The 15,520-nt window shown below is 69.7% G+C and carries 13 protein-coding genes and 1 pseudogene; 7 read left to right on the top strand and 7 right to left on the bottom strand.

Features of this window, described 5'->3' with window-relative positions:
* Nucleotides 1-310, bottom strand: a 310-nt coding sequence (locus PO768_RS24005) for a hypothetical protein (RefSeq protein WP_272648044.1), incomplete at its 3' end; no start/stop codon positions are given.
* A gap of 96 nt (nt 311-406) precedes the next feature.
* Here PO768_RS24005 and PO768_RS24000 point away from each other — a divergent pair.
* The 3 genes and pseudogenes from PO768_RS24000 to PO768_RS23990 all read left to right on the top strand — a co-directional run bounded on the left by PO768_RS24000 (nt 407) and on the right by PO768_RS23990 (nt 3,974).
* Nucleotides 407-1,535: pseudogene (locus PO768_RS24000) on the top strand (patatin-like phospholipase family protein).
* Between the two features lie 128 nt (nt 1,536-1,663).
* Nucleotides 1,664-3,337, top strand: coding sequence for an alkaline phosphatase D family protein (locus PO768_RS23995; protein WP_272648043.1), 1,674 nt, complete (start codon nt 1,664-1,666; stop codon nt 3,335-3,337).
* 55 nt (nt 3,338-3,392) lie between these two features.
* Nucleotides 3,393-3,974: a DVUA0089 family protein gene (locus PO768_RS23990; RefSeq protein ID WP_272648042.1), complete on the top strand. Its 582-nt coding sequence runs from the start codon at nt 3,393-3,395 to the stop codon at nt 3,972-3,974.
* Between the two features lie 15 nt (nt 3,975-3,989).
* On the opposite strand, the gene PO768_RS23985 is transcribed toward PO768_RS23990, so the two are convergent.
* Nucleotides 3,990-5,285, bottom strand: a complete 1,296-nt coding sequence (locus PO768_RS23985; RefSeq protein WP_272648041.1) for an acetyl-CoA hydrolase/transferase family protein — start codon at nt 5,283-5,285, stop codon at nt 3,990-3,992.
* A 181-nt stretch (nt 5,286-5,466) separates the two neighbouring features.
* Here PO768_RS23985 and PO768_RS23980 point away from each other — a divergent pair, with 181 nt between their 5' ends.
* Complete coding sequence (locus tag PO768_RS23980) at nt 5,467-7,314, top strand: sensor histidine kinase (protein ID WP_272648040.1); 1,848 nt, start codon at nt 5,467-5,469, stop codon at nt 7,312-7,314.
* Here the strand turns inward: PO768_RS23980 and PO768_RS23975 are convergent.
* Together PO768_RS23975 and PO768_RS23970 are read right to left on the bottom strand one after the other, a co-directional pair.
* On the bottom strand, nt 7,311-8,957 hold the full coding sequence (locus tag PO768_RS23975) for a PhoX family protein (protein ID WP_272648039.1): 1,647 nt from the start codon (nt 8,955-8,957) through the stop codon (nt 7,311-7,313). The genes PO768_RS23980 and PO768_RS23975 overlap by 4 nt on opposite strands.
* 97 nt (nt 8,958-9,054) lie before the next feature.
* A complete protein-coding gene (locus tag PO768_RS23970) occupies nt 9,055-9,513 on the bottom strand; it encodes a DUF4149 domain-containing protein (RefSeq protein ID WP_272648038.1) in 459 nt (152 codons plus the stop codon).
* Between the two features lie 39 nt (nt 9,514-9,552).
* Here PO768_RS23970 and PO768_RS23965 point away from each other — a divergent pair, with 39 nt between their 5' ends.
* The gene (locus PO768_RS23965) at nt 9,553-10,062 is read left to right on the top strand and encodes an outer membrane protein assembly factor BamE (protein WP_272648037.1); all 510 of its coding nucleotides are present in this window, start codon (nt 9,553-9,555) and stop codon (nt 10,060-10,062) included.
* A 75-nt stretch (nt 10,063-10,137) separates the two neighbouring features.
* A complete protein-coding gene (locus PO768_RS23960) occupies nt 10,138-10,896 on the top strand; it encodes an alpha/beta fold hydrolase (RefSeq protein ID WP_272648036.1) in 759 nt (252 codons plus the stop codon).
* Nucleotides 10,897-10,909: 13 nt separating this feature from the next.
* Here the strand turns inward: PO768_RS23960 and PO768_RS23955 are convergent, their stop codons facing one another.
* From PO768_RS23955 to PO768_RS23945, 3 genes are all read right to left on the bottom strand, one after another.
* The gene (locus tag PO768_RS23955; protein WP_272648035.1) at nt 10,910-11,674 is read right to left on the bottom strand and encodes a substrate-binding periplasmic protein; all 765 of its coding nucleotides are present in this window, start codon (nt 11,672-11,674) and stop codon (nt 10,910-10,912) included.
* 65 nt (nt 11,675-11,739) lie between these two features.
* Nucleotides 11,740-12,738 carry a hypothetical protein gene (locus PO768_RS23950; RefSeq protein WP_272648034.1) on the bottom strand — a complete coding sequence of 333 codons (999 nt, stop codon included), beginning with the start codon at nt 12,736-12,738 and terminating at the stop codon, nt 11,740-11,742.
* A gap of 158 nt (nt 12,739-12,896) precedes the next feature.
* A complete protein-coding gene (locus PO768_RS23945; protein WP_137943900.1) occupies nt 12,897-13,598 on the bottom strand; it encodes a VC0807 family protein in 702 nt (233 codons plus the stop codon).
* A 136-nt stretch (nt 13,599-13,734) separates the two neighbouring features.
* Here PO768_RS23945 and PO768_RS23940 point away from each other — a divergent pair.
* On the top strand, nt 13,735-15,520 hold a 1,786-nt coding region (locus PO768_RS23940), incomplete at its 3' end, for an RDD family protein (protein WP_272648033.1).

Below are 15,520 nucleotides of genomic sequence, written 5' to 3'. Positions count from 1 at the left end.
CCGGCGCCGCACGCGGCAGCAGCAGGTCATCGCGCGGTGCCGGCGGCGCAGCGGCGACAGCGTGACCATTGCCCTTGCCGTGAGCCTGGGCCGCCAGGCGCAGACCGGCCAGCTCCTGCTGCAGGCCCTCGATCTGCTTGCGCGCCTGGGCCGCCTGCTGGGCCGCGAACTGGCGGGCCTTGTCGACCTTGTCGAGCCGTGCCGCCGCAGCCCGCAGCTGGCGAGTGGCCCACCACCAGACCGCGCCCAGCAGCAGCACCGTCCACGCCGCGAACGCGGCACCCGTCATCAACCATTGATTTGCTTGCATGCCGGCTCGCCTCTCTCGGGTTGTCTGCCAGGCCAATGTAGCGCCATGGCGTCAGGCTGGCGATACCTCAAGCCTGGGGGGCATACTGTGGCTGCCATGCCGCGAACGAGCCCCCGCAAAGCCATCAACCTCGCCCTGCAGGGCGGCGGCTCGCATGGCGCCTTCACCTGGGGCGTGCTCGACTGCCTGCTGGCCGACGGCCGGCTGCGCCTGGAGGCGCTCAGCGCCACCAGCGCCGGCAGCCTCAATGCGGTGGCGNGGCGTGCTCGACTGCCTGCTGGCCGACGGCCGGCTGCGCCTGGAGGCGCTCAGCGCCACCAGCGCCGGCAGCCTCAATGCGGTGGCGCTGGCCGATGGCCTGCGGCGCGGCGGTGCCGACGGGGCACGTCAGGCGCTGGAGGATTTGTGGCGCGCCGTCGCGGCGGCCGGGCGGGCGCCGGCGAGCTGGCAGGCGCCGTGGCTGGACGCCTTCATGCATGGCTTGCAGCAGGCCGTGCCGCCCGAGCTTTCGCCCATGCATCAATGGACGGCCGCGCTGACCCAGCTGTTCTCACCCTACCAGCTCAATCCGCTGAACCTGAACCCGCTGCGCGACATCGTCGAAGCCCAGGTCGACTTCGAGGCGCTGCGGCGCGCGCCGCCGCTGAAGCTGTTCCTGAGCGCCACCAATGTCGAGACCGGCAAGATCCGCGTCTTCAGCGGCGCGCAGATCACCCCGGACGCGGTGCTGGCCAGCGCCTGCCTGCCGACGCTGTTCCAGGCGGTCGAGATAGCCGGCGAGTATTTCTGGGACGGCGGCTATATGGGCAACCCGGCGATCTTCCCGCTGATCTACGACAGCGACAGCGCCGATGTGCTGATCGTCCACGTCAACCCGGTGCTGCGTCGCGGCGTGCCGCGCAGCGCCACCGAGATCGCCAACCGCGTCAACGAGATCAGCTTCAACTCCTCGCTGATGCGCGAGATGCGCGCGATCGCCTTCGTCACCGGCCTGATCGATCGCGGCAAGCTCGCGCCCGAGGACGCCCGCCTGATGCGCATCCACTCGATCCGCTGCGACGAGCTGATGGCGGCGCAGGGCGTGGTCAGCAAGCTGGACACCGCCTGGCCCTATCTGTGCGAACTGCGCGATGCCGGCCGCGTCCAGGCCCAGGCCTGGCTGGACGAGCACTTCGCCCAGGTGGGCAAGCGCTCGACGGTGGATATCCGGGCGGAGTTTCTGTAGCCGCTCATGGTCCGAACGGCTCAGTGCGGCGGCGCCAGCCACCGGCACGCCTGTCAAACATCGACGCCAGACTGCTTGGCAGCCGAGCGGCCAGCTTCCATGGACCGCCGCCAACCAAGGACCTGTCGATGGGACGCCCGAATCAAGTCAAGCCGCCGCTGACCGGCAGCAACCGCCGCGAGTTCTTCAAGCGTTCCGGCGCGACCACGGTGGCCCTGGTGGCCGCCGCGCCGCAGCTCTCCTTCGCCGCCGCGCCGACGGTATTCCAGCATGGCGTGGCCAGCGGCGATCCGCTGAGCGACCGCGTCATCCTGTGGACCCGCGTCAGCCCGGCCAGCGCCAAGCCCTCGGTATCGGTCGCCTATGTCGTCGCCACCGACCCCGGCCTGCTCAACATCGTCAAGCGAGGCAGCAGCAAGACCCATCCGGGCCGGGACTACACGGTCAAGGTCGATGCCCTGGGTCTGCAGCCCGGCACGACCTACTACTACCAGTTCACGGCCGAGGGCGCGGCCAGCCCGGTGGGCCGCACCAAGACCTTGCCGGTCGGCCCGACCCAGCGCCTGCGCATGGCCGTTGTCAGCTGTTCCAACCATGCCCACGGCTATTTCAACGCCTACGCCCGCATCGCCCAGCGTGCCGACCTCGACCTGGTCATGCATCTGGGCGACTATCTCTACGAGTACGGCAACGGCCAGTACGGCTCGCTGCGCCCGACCGAGCCGGCCCACGAGATCGTCAGCCTGAGCGACTACCGCCAGCGTCACGCGCAGTACAAGCGTGATGCCGATTCCCAGGCCATGCACCGCCAGCATCCGTTGCTGGCGATCTGGGATGACCACGAGAGCGCCAACGACGCCTACAAGACCGGCGCGCAAAACCATCAGGGCGCCACCGAGGGCGACTGGGAGGCGCGCGTGGCCGCCGCGCTGCAGGCCTATTACGAATGGATGCCGGTGCGCCCGGTCGATGTCAACAATTTGCGCAAGAACAACCGCCTGTTCGCCTACGGCGACCTGGCCGAGCTGGTGATGCTGGAGCAGCGGCTGAGCGGCCGCTCGCAGCAGCTGGCCGCCACCGTCGCGACGCCGCTGGGCCCGGGTTTTGTGCAAGCCGGTGCCTTCACCGATCCCGGCCGCAGCCTGCTGGGCAGCGAGCAGGAGCAGTGGCTGAGCGAGCGGCTGCGCAGCACGCCGGCGCGCTGGAAGCTGCTGGGCCAGGGCGTGATGTTCGCCCAGCTCAAGGGCGTTGCGGCCACCAATGCCGCCGGCGGCGGCGTGTTCCTGAACGCCGACCAGTGGGACGGCTACCAGCCGGCACGCGAGCGCATCTACGCGGTCCTCAAGGGCGATGCTCAGCACGCGCCGGTCGACAACGTCGTGGTGCTGACCGGCGACATCCACAGCTCCTGGGCCGCCGATCTGACCCAGGACCCGAACAACCCCAACCCGGCCGGTGGCGGCTACAACCCGGCCACCGGCGAGGGCTCGCGCGCGGTCGAGTTCGTCGGCACCTCGGTCAGCTCGCCGGGCATTGACACCGACGGCAACGGCGCCATCGCCGGCTTCCTGCGCTCGATCAACCCGCACTTCAAGTACATCAATCTGCACCGGCGCGGCTATATGTTGCTGGACCTGACGCCGCAGCGCGCGGTCTGCGAATGGTGGTATGTGGACACGGTGGCCAGCCCCAGCAATAACGAAACCTTCGCGGCCGCCTTCGAGGTGCAGCAGGGCAGCAACCGCCTGAGCCCCTCGGCCCAGACCCTGCCGCCGGCCCATCCGCCGCTGCTGGCCCCCTGACCCCTCCCACGCTCACCCGAACACGCCCACCGGAGCCTCCCTGATGACCCATGCCATGCTTCGCCCCCGCCTCACGGGCCTGCTGCTCGCCGCCGCCACCAGCCTCGGCGCCCAGGCCGCCGACTACAGCTTCTCCGGCCAGCTGCGCTACCACACCGATGTCGTGCACATCGACTTCAGCCTGGACAGCGCGGCCCAGGTGCAGCTGTGGACCGACTCCTGGCAGGACGGTCTGAACTTCGATCCGCTGCTGGCGCTGTTCGACGGCGGCCATGCGCTGCTGCAGCTGATCGACGATGGCGGCGACAGCCTCGGCGGCGGCTATTTCGATGCCGGCCTCGGCCTGCCCCAGCTGGCCGCCGGCCACTACCGGCTGACCTTGGGCGCCAGCCCCAACAACCCGCTCGGCCAACACCTCAGCGATGGCTTCGAGTTCGATGGACAGACGCCGATCGCGATCGCCGACTGGAACCAGCCCGGCTACGACATCAACAAGAACGACCAGAAGGGCAGCTTCTGGCAGCTGCGCCTGAACGGTGTGAGCCAGGCGGCCGTGGTGCCCGAGCCCGGCAGCCTGGCCCTGATGCTGGCCGGCCTGCTGGGCCTGGGCGTCGTGGGCCGGCGCCGCGCTGGCTGAGGCCGGGCCGACTCCTCAGAGCAGATTCAGCCGCCTGGCCCCCTCGCGCAGCTCGGCGCGGAAGTCGGGGTGGGCGATGGCGATCATCTCCAGCGCGCGCTGCTTGCCGCTCTTGCCGCGCAGCTGGGCCACGCCGTATTCGCTGACCACATAGTTGATATCGTTCTTGCCGGTCGTGACATGGGTGCCGGGGCTCAGCGTAGGCACGATGCGGCTGATGCTGTCGTCCTTGGCGGTGGACGGCAGCACGATGAAGGCCTTGCCGCCCTGCGAGCGGTTCGCGGCGCGCACGAAATCGACCTGGCCGCCGGTGCCCGAGTAGGGCAGATGGGCCAGGCTCTCCGAGCCGCACTGGCCCAGCAGGTCGATCTGCAGGGTCGCGTTAATCGCCACCAAGTTGTCGTTGCGGCCGGCCAGATAGGGATCGTTGGTGAAGTCCACCGGGTGCATCTCCAGGCCCGGGTTGCGGTCCATGAAGCGGTAGAGCTTTTGCGAGCCCAGCGCGAAGGTCGCCACCATCTTGCCGGGCAGGTAGTTCTTGCGGCTGTTGGTGACGACGCCGGCCTCGACCAGGCTCATGATGCCGTCGCCAATCATCTCGGTGTGCACGCCCAGCTCGTGCTTGTCGGTCAGCTGCATCACCACCGCGTCGGGAATGCCGCCATAGCCGATCTGCAGGGTCGAGCCGTCCTCGATCATCTCGGCCACGTATTTGCCGATCGCCTGCTGCACCGGCCCGATCTTGGGCAGGCCCACCTCCAGCACCGGCTCGCCGCTCTCGACCAGGGCACTGACCTGGGAGATGTGCACATGGCAGGCGCCGAAGGCAAAGGGCACATGGGGGTTGACCTCGAGCACCACCGCGCGCGCCTTGGCCAGCGCGGCCATCGTGTAGTCGGCCCCCAGGCTCAGCGCGAAATAGCCATGCGCATCCATAGTCGAGGCCAGCGCAAACACCACATCGGCCGGGATCAGGCCGCGCGCGATCAGCGCCGGCATCTCGGAGAAATAGCTGGGGATGAAGTCTATCCAGCCGGCCTGACCACCGGCCCGCGAGGCGGCACCGTAGAAAAAGGCCAGATGGCGCACATGCTCGGTCGTCTCGGGATCGAAATAGCCGAACTTGCGCACCGGCAGGATCTGCGCCACCTTGACGTCGCGAAAGCGCCGGCGCTGCTCGGACAACGCCGTCAGCAGGGCCGGCGGCTCGCCGACGCCAGTGGGCACGATGATGCAGTCGCCGTTGCGGAGCTGATCGAGCGCCTCGGCGGCGCTGCGGAGCTTCTGGCGGTACAGGTCTTGAACGGACATGGCGGGCCTTGCTGAACGGCTGGGACCCCAGTGTCGCCGCGCTGGCTGACGCCGGCTTGACCCCTGGCGCCGAATATTTCGCTGCATGCGGCTTTAGCCGGGCCGGCATACTGTCGCCTACAACTCGATACGGGCCGCAGCGCGGCCCGACAAGACGAGCGTGGCAATACACGGGAGCGCCATGACCCTGATCGAGCCGGCGGCGAGCGTCCCGCGCAAGCGCCGCCTGTCCTATGCCCTGGTGCTGACACCGCTGCTGATCGGCAACGCGCTGATGCTGGTGCTGTGCCTGCTGGGCTTTTATGTGCTGTCGGCCACGCGCGCCTATGTGGGCGGCGAGAGCCAGTGGTCGAAGGCACGCGCCCAGGCCGTCAAGCATCTGCGCGCCTATGCCGCCAGCGGCGCGCCGGCGCAGCTGCAGCGTTTCCAGCAGGCCCTGCAAGTGCCGCTGGGCGACCGCGCCGCCCGCCTGGAGCTGGACAAGCCCGCGCCCGATCTGCGCCTGGCGACGGCGGCCTTCGAGCGCGGCGGCAATGCCGCCGACGACATTCCCGGCATGATGCGGCTGTACCGCTGGGCCGGCCGCAGCGATCTGATGCGGCCCTCGGTGCAGGCCTGGGAGCGCGGCGATGCCCATATCTTCCGGCTGCAGGCCATGGGCGAGCAGCTGCAGCAGTTGCATGCCCAGCCCGGCCCGCCGGGCGAGGAGCGCCTGGCGCGTATCGCGCTGCTGATGTTCGCGATCGAGGAGCTGGACAACGAGCTGCTGGGGCTGGAGCGCCAGTTCAGCCAGGCCCTCGGCGAGGCCTCGCGCAGCACCTACCTGGCGCTGGCCCTGGCCATCGGCCTGACCGCGCTGCTGCTGACCCTGACGGCCTACGCGCTGGCGCGCAGCGGGCTGCGCCGCCAGGCCCGCTACGAGACCGCGCTGGAGGCGGCCAATCAGCGCTGGTCGCTGGCGGCGCAAAGCGATGGCCTGGGCCTGTTCGAATGGCAGCAGCGCAGCGACCGGGTGCTGCTGGACGCGCGCGCCTGTGCCGTCTACGGCCTGGCCTGCGGGGCTGAGGGTCTGAACCTGGCACGCAGCCAGCTGCATGCCCAGGTCGACCCCGACGATATCCCGGCGCTGGAGCTGCAGCTCGACCAGACCCTGGCTTCGGCCGAGCCCTTTTTCCGGCACCGCTTCCGCATCCGCGTCGACGGCGCGGCCCGCCATGTCGAGGTCAGCGGCCTGATGTTTCGCAGCGCGGCCAAGGAGGACCACCGCATGGTGGGCGTGATCAAGGATGTCAGCGCCCGCGTGCACCAGGCGCAGCTGGAGCTGGAGATCGCCGCCGCCGAGCGCAGCGCGGCCGCGCGCATGGAGTTTCTGTCGCGGCTGAGCCATGAGCTGCGCACGCCGCTGAATGCGGTGCTGGGCTTCTCGGAGCTGATGCTGCTGGACCGGGCCGACGCGCTGAGCCCGACCCAGCAGCGCCGCGTCCAGCTGATCGGCGGCGCCGGTCGCCATCTGCTGCGCCTGGTCGACGATGTGCTGGACATCAGCAGCATCGACTCGGGTCATTTCAGCGTCGAATGCCGGCCGACGCCGCTGGCGCCGGTGCTCGCCGGGGCGGCCGCCCTGGTCGCCGCCGAGGTGGCTGCGCAGGCCATCGAGCTGGACCTGGGGTCGGTGCCGGCCTCCTTGCAGGTGCTGGCCGACGAGCAGCGGCTCGGCCAGGTGCTGGCCAATCTGCTCAGCAATGCCTGCAAATACAACCGCCACGGCGGCCGCGTGCGGGTGCGCACCGAGCTTCAGGGCGACCAGGTGCGGATCGCGATCGAGGATCAGGGCCAGGGTCTCACCGAGGCCGAACAGGCCCAGCTGTTCCAGCCCTTCAAGCGCCTGCCGGCCACCGCCCATCTGAGCGGTACCGGCCTGGGACTGAGCATCGTCAAGCTGCTGATGGAGCAGATGGGCGGTGCGGTCAGCGTCAGCAGCCAGCCCGGCGCGGGCTCGGTGTTCACGCTGACGCTGCGGGCCGCCTAGAGATTGCCGCGCATCCAGGGGCCGGCGATCGCAACGGTCAGGCCGGGTCGCTGCAGATTGACGAAGAGCAGCCGGCCGCTGGGGTCAAAGCAGGCGCCGCAGAATTCCGAGTCGAGGTAGCTGCCGGCGGCCACCTGCTTGCCGGCGGCCTGCAGCGGTCCGGCCTCCAGCAACAGATGGTTCTTGCAGAAGATATAGGCCGCGCCGGCCGGGCTCAGGCCCAAGAGGCGGGAGCCGCTGCCATAGCCATCGGCCGAGGCGCCGCCGTCCTCGCACAGCAGGATGCCGCCGCGCGGGCTGACGGTGACGTTGTCCGGGTTGTTGCCGACGCTGGCGTCGCCGCTGACAAAGATCGCGCGCAGCCGCATCGTCGCCAGGCTCAGCTCCCAGACCGCACCCTCGCCCTGGCCGGGCCGATTGTTGCGGTCGACACCGGCCGCGGTATCGACGATGTAGAGCTTGCCGGCGGCATGCCAGATGCCCTCGCCGCGGCTCATTCGGGCACAGCCCTGGCTCAGCGCCTGGTGGGTCGGGCCGGCAGCAAAGCCCAGGCTGACGCCGCCGGGCTGGCCGACCACCACCACCGGGTCGGCATCGGGGTCGGCGATGTCCACCCACTCCAGCTCGTATTCGTCGCCGATCTGCGGGTCCAGCAGGCCGACATCATTGGCCTGGGCCAGCGTGGCCGGCACCGCCTTGCGCAGCAGCGCACGGATGCGGGCAGCCTGCAGCCGGCCGCCGCGATGCAGGCTGCCGGGCTGGCCGCTGCTGTCCTGGGGCAGGTAGCGATACAGCGCGCTGATATTGCGGTTGTCCTCGGTCAGGTAGACATGGCCGCTGGCCGGATCGACGGCGACGGCCTCGTGCACGAAACGGCCCATGCCGACGATGGGCTCGGCGCTGGTGTGGGCCGGCTCGCTGTGGACCTCGAACACATAGCCATGCTTCCTGCCGCCGATGCCAGAAAAGTCATAGATCGTCTCCTCGCAGCTGAGCCAGCTGCCCCAGGGTGTCGGGCCGCCGGCGCAGTTGCCCAGCGTGCCGCCCAGCGAGCCGCGCGCGCCCACCCACTGGTTGTCGCGCATCAGCAAGGTCGAGGTGCCGCCGGCCACATAGCCGCTGAAGGGCGTCGGCGCCGGCGCGGCCGGGTTGGTGACCACGCCGCTGGCGCCTATGCGTATCGGCAGGCCGGCGTAGAAGGCGGTGATGATGCCCTTGACCGGCTTGTCGGCGTAGACATGCGGCGCGGCGATGGCTTCGGCCGGCGTGGCCACCAGGCCGCGCTCATGGTTGCGCACCAGCAGCAGCTCGCTGCTGCGGCCGACGCGGCGTGCGCCGACCACGGCCATGCCGTCATGGGCATTCGGGGTCGGCCGGCCATCGTCCATCGCATCGCCGCTCCAGCCATAGGAGCGGTAGGAAAAGCCGGCCGGCAGCTGCAGCAGCGGCAGGCCGGTGCTCAGATCATTGACCGGGGCCAGTGCGCCATAGGGCGAGACCGCCGTCAGCAGCTGCTTGCCACCGGGGGCGGCCATCGCATGGCGACCCTGCAGCCCGCCCCGGATGCGGGCCAGGCCGCCGGCGGCCAGGGCTACGGAGCCCTGGAGGAGTTGGCGTCGGCGGGGGGAAAACTGCTGCGGCATGGTCGGCTCCTGGTGGCGTTGGCTGCCGCCATGCTGCGCCGCCGATGTGGCAGGCCCGTGACTAGCTTTCAGGCCGAACGGCCTGGGTGCGCCCGTCTCAAGCCAGTAGCCGGACAGCCGCGATCGCCAGCCAGCCCAGCGCGAAGTTCAGCCACACCAGCTTGTGGATCAGCCCGGCCGCCGCTGCGGCCTGCGGCCATTGGGCGCCGGCCAGCGCGCGGCGGAACTTGCGGAAACCGGCAAAATAGATGTGGCCGAAGATCGCGAACATCGCCAGGCCCAGCACCAGCATCACATTCCAGCCCAGCGGCACGCTGCCGCCGGCGGCCTTGTACGCGGCGGTGTAGAGATGGCTGCCGGTGACGAACAGCAGCACGATGGCCCCGAGCACCAGGGCGAAGAAGCGCCGCCAGACCTGCTCCATCAGCCGCGCGCGCGGCTGCGGCTCCAGCGTCGCGACGGCGGCCGGCCGCAGCGCGAACAGCATGAAGACCATGCCGCCCATCCAGACGATGGCGGCGACCAAGTGCAATAGTTTGATGAGTTCGTAAAGCATGGGTCGATTGTGAGGGGAGCTGCCGATAATCGGGCCACCATGCCCCGTCATTCATCGCTCACCCTCTGGCTGACCGCACTGCTGGTCGCGCTGGCCGGCTGCGCCACGCTGGAGCGCGATGCCCGCCTGCAGCCCGGCATCAGTACGGCCGACCAGGTGCAGGCCTTCTACGGTCGGCCGGTGCAGGTCTGGCAGGACGCCGATGGCGGCCGCACGCTGGAATATTCGAGCCAGCCGTTCGGCAACACCTGCTTCATGGTCAAGCTCGACGCGGCCGGCAAGCTGGTCGGCGTGCGCGACACCCTGCTTGAGGCCAGCCGCTTCAGCATCACGCCCGGCATGAGCGAGGAACAGGTCAGCCGCCTGCTGGGCCGCGAGCGCACGCGGGTGTTCTTCCGCTTCAGCGGCGAGGATGTCTGGGACTGGAATGTGCAGCCCGAGCAGGGCGGCTATCTGCTGCGCTTCAATGTGCACTTCAAGAACGGCCGGGTGCTCCGGCTGAGCCAGAGCACGGTATTCCCGAGCGACCGTTTTCCCGATCTGGATTGAGCCGCTGCTGACACAACTTGTCAGCAGCGCCTTCGTAGCATGCAGGCACTCATCACAACAGCATCAGGAGGCCGCATGTCACCCACCACCACTACTGTTTTGCTACACGGTGCCGGCACCGGCGCTTGGGTCTGGGAGGACGTCATCCAGCGGATGAAGACGCCCGTGCTGGCGCTGGAAGTGCCGGGGCGGCAGCCGGGGGTCACGCCCGGCGCCTGCGCCGAGGCGCTGGTGGCCGAGCTGGACCGGCGTGGCATCGGCGCGGTCGTGCTGGTGGCACATTCGCTGGCCGGCGTGCTGGTGCCAGATCTGGCCGAGCGGCTCGGCACACGGCTGCGCCACTGCGTCTATCTGGCCGCCGTCGTGCCGCGACCGGGTGGTGCCTTCGTCGACGCGCTGGGCCTGGTGCAACGGCTGCTGCTGCGCCTGCTGTTCGCCTTCAAGCCGCGCGGACTGAAGCCCGGCGCGGCCATGATCCGCCAGGAGCTGTGCAACGACCTGGAGCCCAGCATGGCCGAGCTGGTGATCTCGCGCTACGCGGCCGAGTTCCCCGGCCTCTATCTGGCGCCGACCGCCGCCACGCCGGCGCCCGGCGGCGCCAGCTATATCAAGCTGCTGAAGGACCAGAGCCTGCCGCCGGCGCTGCAGGACAGCATGGTGGCCCGGCTGCGTCAGCCGCGCCTGGACACGCTGGACGCCGGCCATCTGGCCATGCTGTCGGCGCCGCAGGCGCTGGCCCGCAAGCTCGACCAGCTGGTGGCGCGCTTTCCGCCGCCCTGGCCGGAGCGCCAGTTCCGCGCGCCGGCAGGGCTGCGACAGCCTGCTCCAGGCTGAGCTGGCCCGGAGCTCAGCTCAGCCCATGGCGCGCGGCCACGGCGTTGTAGATGCCATTGCGCCGCAACTCGGCCAAAGCCTTGTTGAAGCGGGCCAGCAAACCGGTGTCGCCTGCATTGCCGGGGTATTGGCGCGAGCTCATCAGGAAGTTGAAGCCCAGGTGCAAGGGCCGGTCCAGCATATGGAAATGGCCCTGCTCCTCGGGCGGGAACAGGGTCTTGATCATGTCGCGGCCGACCGCCTCGACCGCCGGCACCAGATCCACCCGGCCGGCCCGCAGCTTGGCAAAGCTCTGCTCCTCGCCGATCGCAAAGTCGACGCGCAGGCCGGCCTCGGCGAACATCTGCTCGTAGTAGTAGCCGCGCACGCCGCCAATGCGATAGGGCTTCAGATCGCTCAGCGCGGCAAAGGCGATCTCCGGGCGCGGTCCGCTTGGGCTGTAATAGAAGAACATGGTCCGCTTGGCATACAGCGGCTCGGAGAACAGGTGCTTGCGCTCGCGTTCGGGTGTCTGCACGTAGGGCACCGCGCCCCAGGCCTGCAAGTCCTCGACAGCCATTTCACAGCGTTTCCAGGGCATGAAGCGGAACTCGAAACGCAGGCCCATATGCTTGCCGATCTCGTCGAACAGATCGCTCAGAAAACTCTGCTCGCGCCGCTCGCTCACATAGGGCGGCAATTCGCCGGCCACAATCACCAGCGTGGCCTGGGCTGCGGCCGGCAGGCAGAGCACGGAGCTGCTCAGCAGCAGCAGCGTCTGTCTTCTGCACAGGCCCATGCCCTACTCCTATCGCGTTCGACTCGGCCAAGCCGCCATCCGCAGTATGGCGCAGCCCGGCCGACTCAAGTGTTTCCGACGGCTACCGGCTTGCCGCCCGCGCACGAGGCAAGCACAACGGGCAGCTCGCGCCACTTGGCCTCGCCCTCGCTGCAGCCCGGCTTGCAGGCACAGGACTTGGCCTTCAGCATCGCGTTGAGCTGGGCGCTTTCCTTGGGCGCCAGGCGCGGCAGCTTGGCCGTCAGCAGCAGCTGCATCGCGGCGGCCGGTGTGGCCGCATCGGGCGCCGGTACCGGGCCCAGCAGGGTCTGTATGGTCTGGGCCTCGGCCAGCGCCACCGCCGGCTTGGCGCCACTGCGCAGCTTGCGCAGATAGCTCAGGCCCACTTCCATCGCCGCATAGCCGCGCGCGGCGGACACCGTGAAGGGCTTGAGGAAGGCGGCGGTGTAGAGGCCCTCGACCTGGGCCCAGCGCGCCTGGTCGATCACCAGGGTCGGGCACAGCACGGCATCAAACTTCTCCGAGCCGGCGGCCTCGAAATCCATCCAGCAGCTGCTGCTGGCCGAGACCCGCAGCCCGGTCTCGCGGCGCAGCGTCGCGGCCACGCTCTCGCCGACGCGCGGGCCCACCCGACCGAGTTGCAGCACATGGGCATCAAGCAGATAGCGCTCGGCATTGCTGGATACCAGCGGCACCCCGGCCGTCTTCAGCAAGGCCGGCACGCCGCCCAGCACGCACCAGCCCCCCAACACCACATCGACCTTGGCCTCGATCAGCTGCTTGGCCGCCGCCTCGGCGCGCCGGTAGTCGCAGCCGCTGTCCTGCACCAGCAGGGTCGGCACCGGCTGGATCGAGGATGTTTTCAGCGCCAGCAACATGCCTTTGTGGATCTCCTCGCCCTGGGCCGCGCTGGGCCAGCTCTTGGGCACGATGGCGCCGATGGTGGGCGGCGCGGCCTGGGCCGCCGCACACAGCCCCCAGCCCAGCACGGCGGCAGCCAGACCCCGCAGGCCCTGCAAGCCCAATAGGCCGCCGACTCTTCTTTTCTCGCTCTTGTGGCTCATTCGCATCCCCCCGGGCACCGGACCGCGTCATTGCGGGCCTGGCGGCTCCATCTAGACAGGTGGGCGACGGTAAGCGAGGCGTCGTACAAATCAGCCTGGGAACTTCCCGCAGTCGGGGCCCGCCACAGTGCGGTACTGCACGGACGGGCCGTCCGTGCTCACTGGTGGCGCAGGCAGTCTTCCAGCTTCAGCCCGGTCATCCGGTGGATGCCCTTGGCCAGATAGAACAGCACGCCCATGGTCAGCAGCATCGAGGGGATCGCGATCATCGGCCAGCTCAGCAGATTCATGCGGCCCAGCTCGGCGTTGAAGGCCTCGGTGCCGGCCGGGCTGGTGACCAGCCAGCGCGCCAGCACATAGTTCATCACGCTGGAGAAGGCGAAGCTGCCGGCCAGCATCAGCGTGCCCAGTCGCAGCCGGCGCTCGAAGGCGGCGCTCTGGCCGCGCTCGGCCAGCGCGGCCTCGATGCGCGGCACATCCATCATGCTCGGGTTGAACACCAGCAGGCGCACCAGCGGGCGCTTGCTCAGCACCGACAACAGGATGGCCAGGCCGATCACGCCGGGCACCGCCGCCTCCTTGATGGCCAGCCAGCGGGTGTCCAGCGCCAGCAGGCCGATGCCGCCGGTCAGCAGGGTGCTGAACACGCCCAGCGCCGCCATCCAGCTGAAGCGCCGCTCGCGCAGTGCGGTCCAGGCCGCCCAGACCAACGGAAAGGCCAGCGCCAGCACCAGCGCGCGGGCCGAGCCCAGGCGCTCGGGGCTGCTGAGCTGCATCAGCACCAGGGAGGGCGCCAGTATCGTGACCAGCAGCTCGGTCAGGGTCTGGGTGCTGGAAGGACGGGGCGTAGCATCGGACATCGAGAAAGCAGGCTCAAAACGGCAATAACGCCATGTTGAACTGTACGCGCACCGCCACTCCCCCCTTGTTCGTCGGGAATGCGTGACAAATCACGCCAACGGCGCCGCCGTCGCGGCAAAGCGGCGCGCTAGAGTCATGGCCACACCCTGGGAGCACAGCGTGGCCACGACCACCGATCACGAGAACCCGTTCGCCTCGCCCTTGACGATGGTGCAAAAACCCGCGCAAGAGCTGCCCCCGGGCTTCAAGCCGCCGCCCAGCCGCAAGCCGCGCCCGAGCGCGCCGCCGCCGCAGCCGGCCACCTTGGGCCGGCGCGCGCTGGCCCTGCTGGTCGATGCGCTGGCGCTGATGGGCCTGAGCGCGCCGCTGCTGTGGCTGGCCTACCGCGAAGGCTTTGTCGGCCGACTCGACGATGTGCGCCCGGCCAGTCTGCTGATCAACTGGGCGCTGCCGGCGCTGTATTTCATCGGTTTCTGGGCCTGGCAGGGCACGACACCGGGCAAGCTGCTGGCCGGATTGCTGGTGGTCGATGCGCGCAGCGGCGCGCGGCCCACACCGGGCCGCTGCGCGCTGCGCTGGCTCGGCTACCTGCTGTCGGCCCTGCCGCTGGGCCTGGGCTTTGCCTGGGCCGCGCTGGACGGCGAGCGCCGCTGCTGGCACGACCGCCTGGCCGGCACCCGGGTGGTGCTGCGCCGCCCGCGCAGCGAGGCCGATTCGGGCAGCGGCTATCTCGCGGCCCACTGGCAGGGCGAGCACAGCCTGGCGCGCAGCTTCTGGATCAACAATGTGCTGCTGTCGCTGCCTATCGGCTTGGCGCTGACCGGGCTGATGACCTGGATCAGCCTGAAGGGCGAGGCCTTGCAGGCCGGCAGCATCGCGATGCTGATCGGCTGGCCGCTGATCCTGGCCTTCGATACCTGGGCCATCGTCGGCGCCTGGCGCGCCGCCCATGCCTACCGTCGCATCGACGGCTCCGCCCTGTGGGCCAATCTGGCCCGGCTGAGTCTGGTGCTGAGCGCCTTGCAGATGGTGGTGTCGACGCTGTTCGGCTTCCTGCCCCAGGCCGGCGAGTACTGGCAGATGGCGCGCGGCAGCGACCCGATCGGCCAGGCCACGTTCAAGCTCTCGGCCGATGGCCGTACCCTGCGGCTGGACGGGCCCATCGGCATGGGCGACGCGACCCGGTTGCAGAAGCTGCTGGCCGGCACGGCCCAGCCGGTGCGGCTGTTCGAGCTGGCCTCGCCGGGCGGGCGCGTCTACGAGGCCGAGCGCATGGTCGAGCAGGTGCGCAAGACCGGTGCGGCCACCCGCGCGGTGGGCGGCTGCGAGAGCGCCTGCACCTTGGTCTTTCTGGCCGGCCAGCAGCGCCAGCTGATGCCCGGCGCGCGCCTGGGTTTTCACCGCGCCTCCAGCGGCAGCTACAACCCGGTGTTCGACGAGGTCGCCAACCAGGAGCTGGCCGCCACCTACCGCGAGATGGGCCTGCCCGAGCCGCTGATCCAGCGCACGCTGCGCACGCCGGCCGACGATATGTGGTATCCGGCCAGCGAGGAGCTGATCCTGCATGCGCTGATCGAGGCGCCGCCACAGACCCTGGATGTGGTGCTGCCCTCGGACCCGGTCGCCAGCACCGAGCAGGACTATCTGGACGCACTGGGCGCCAACCCGGCCTGGCACCTGCTGGGCGCGCGCTACCCTGAGCTGCTGCCGGCCGCGGCAGCCCGCATGCGCGCCGCCCATCTGGCCCAGCCGGGCAATGCCGACGAGCCGCAGAATGCCGCGCTGCGGGTGCTGGCCGAGCGGCTGCCGGGGCTGCTGATGGAGGTGTCGCCCGAGCTGCGGCGCCGCTATCTGGCCGTATTGAAGGCCCAGCTGCGCACCGCCCGCGCGGCCGGTCCGGCCATATGCCAGGCCCTGCTGG

The organism is Paucibacter sp. XJ19-41 (assembly GCF_028462495.1).
Taxonomy (GTDB): Bacteria; Pseudomonadota; Gammaproteobacteria; order Burkholderiales; family Burkholderiaceae_C; genus Roseateles_E.
The sequence above is the reverse complement of the archived record's forward strand: the minus strand, read 5'-3'. Positions and strand labels throughout refer to the sequence as shown.

Coding starts and splice junctions, on each gene's coding strand:
- PO768_RS23975 (WP_272648039.1), bottom strand. CDS start 8,957: ATGCCGCAGCAGTTTTCCCCCCGCCGACGCCAACTCCTCCAGGGCTCC.
- PO768_RS23990 (WP_272648042.1), top strand. CDS start 3,393: ATGCTTCGCCCCCGCCTCACGGGCCTGCTGCTCGCCGCCGCCACCAGC.
- PO768_RS23955 (WP_272648035.1), bottom strand. CDS start 11,674: ATGGGCCTGTGCAGAAGACAGACGCTGCTGCTGCTGAGCAGCTCCGTG.
- PO768_RS23950 (WP_272648034.1), bottom strand. CDS start 12,738: ATGAGCCACAAGAGCGAGAAAAGAAGAGTCGGCGGCCTATTGGGCTTG.
- PO768_RS23965 (WP_272648037.1), top strand. CDS start 9,553: ATGCCCCGTCATTCATCGCTCACCCTCTGGCTGACCGCACTGCTGGTC.
- PO768_RS23970 (WP_272648038.1), bottom strand. CDS start 9,513: ATGCTTTACGAACTCATCAAACTATTGCACTTGGTCGCCGCCATCGTC.
- PO768_RS23985 (WP_272648041.1), bottom strand. CDS start 5,285: ATGTCCGTTCAAGACCTGTACCGCCAGAAGCTCCGCAGCGCCGCCGAG.
- PO768_RS23995 (WP_272648043.1), top strand. CDS start 1,664: ATGGGACGCCCGAATCAAGTCAAGCCGCCGCTGACCGGCAGCAACCGC.
- PO768_RS23945 (WP_137943900.1), bottom strand. CDS start 13,598: ATGTCCGATGCTACGCCCCGTCCTTCCAGCACCCAGACCCTGACCGAG.
- PO768_RS23960 (WP_272648036.1), top strand. CDS start 10,138: ATGTCACCCACCACCACTACTGTTTTGCTACACGGTGCCGGCACCGGC.
- PO768_RS23980 (WP_272648040.1), top strand. CDS start 5,467: ATGACCCTGATCGAGCCGGCGGCGAGCGTCCCGCGCAAGCGCCGCCTG.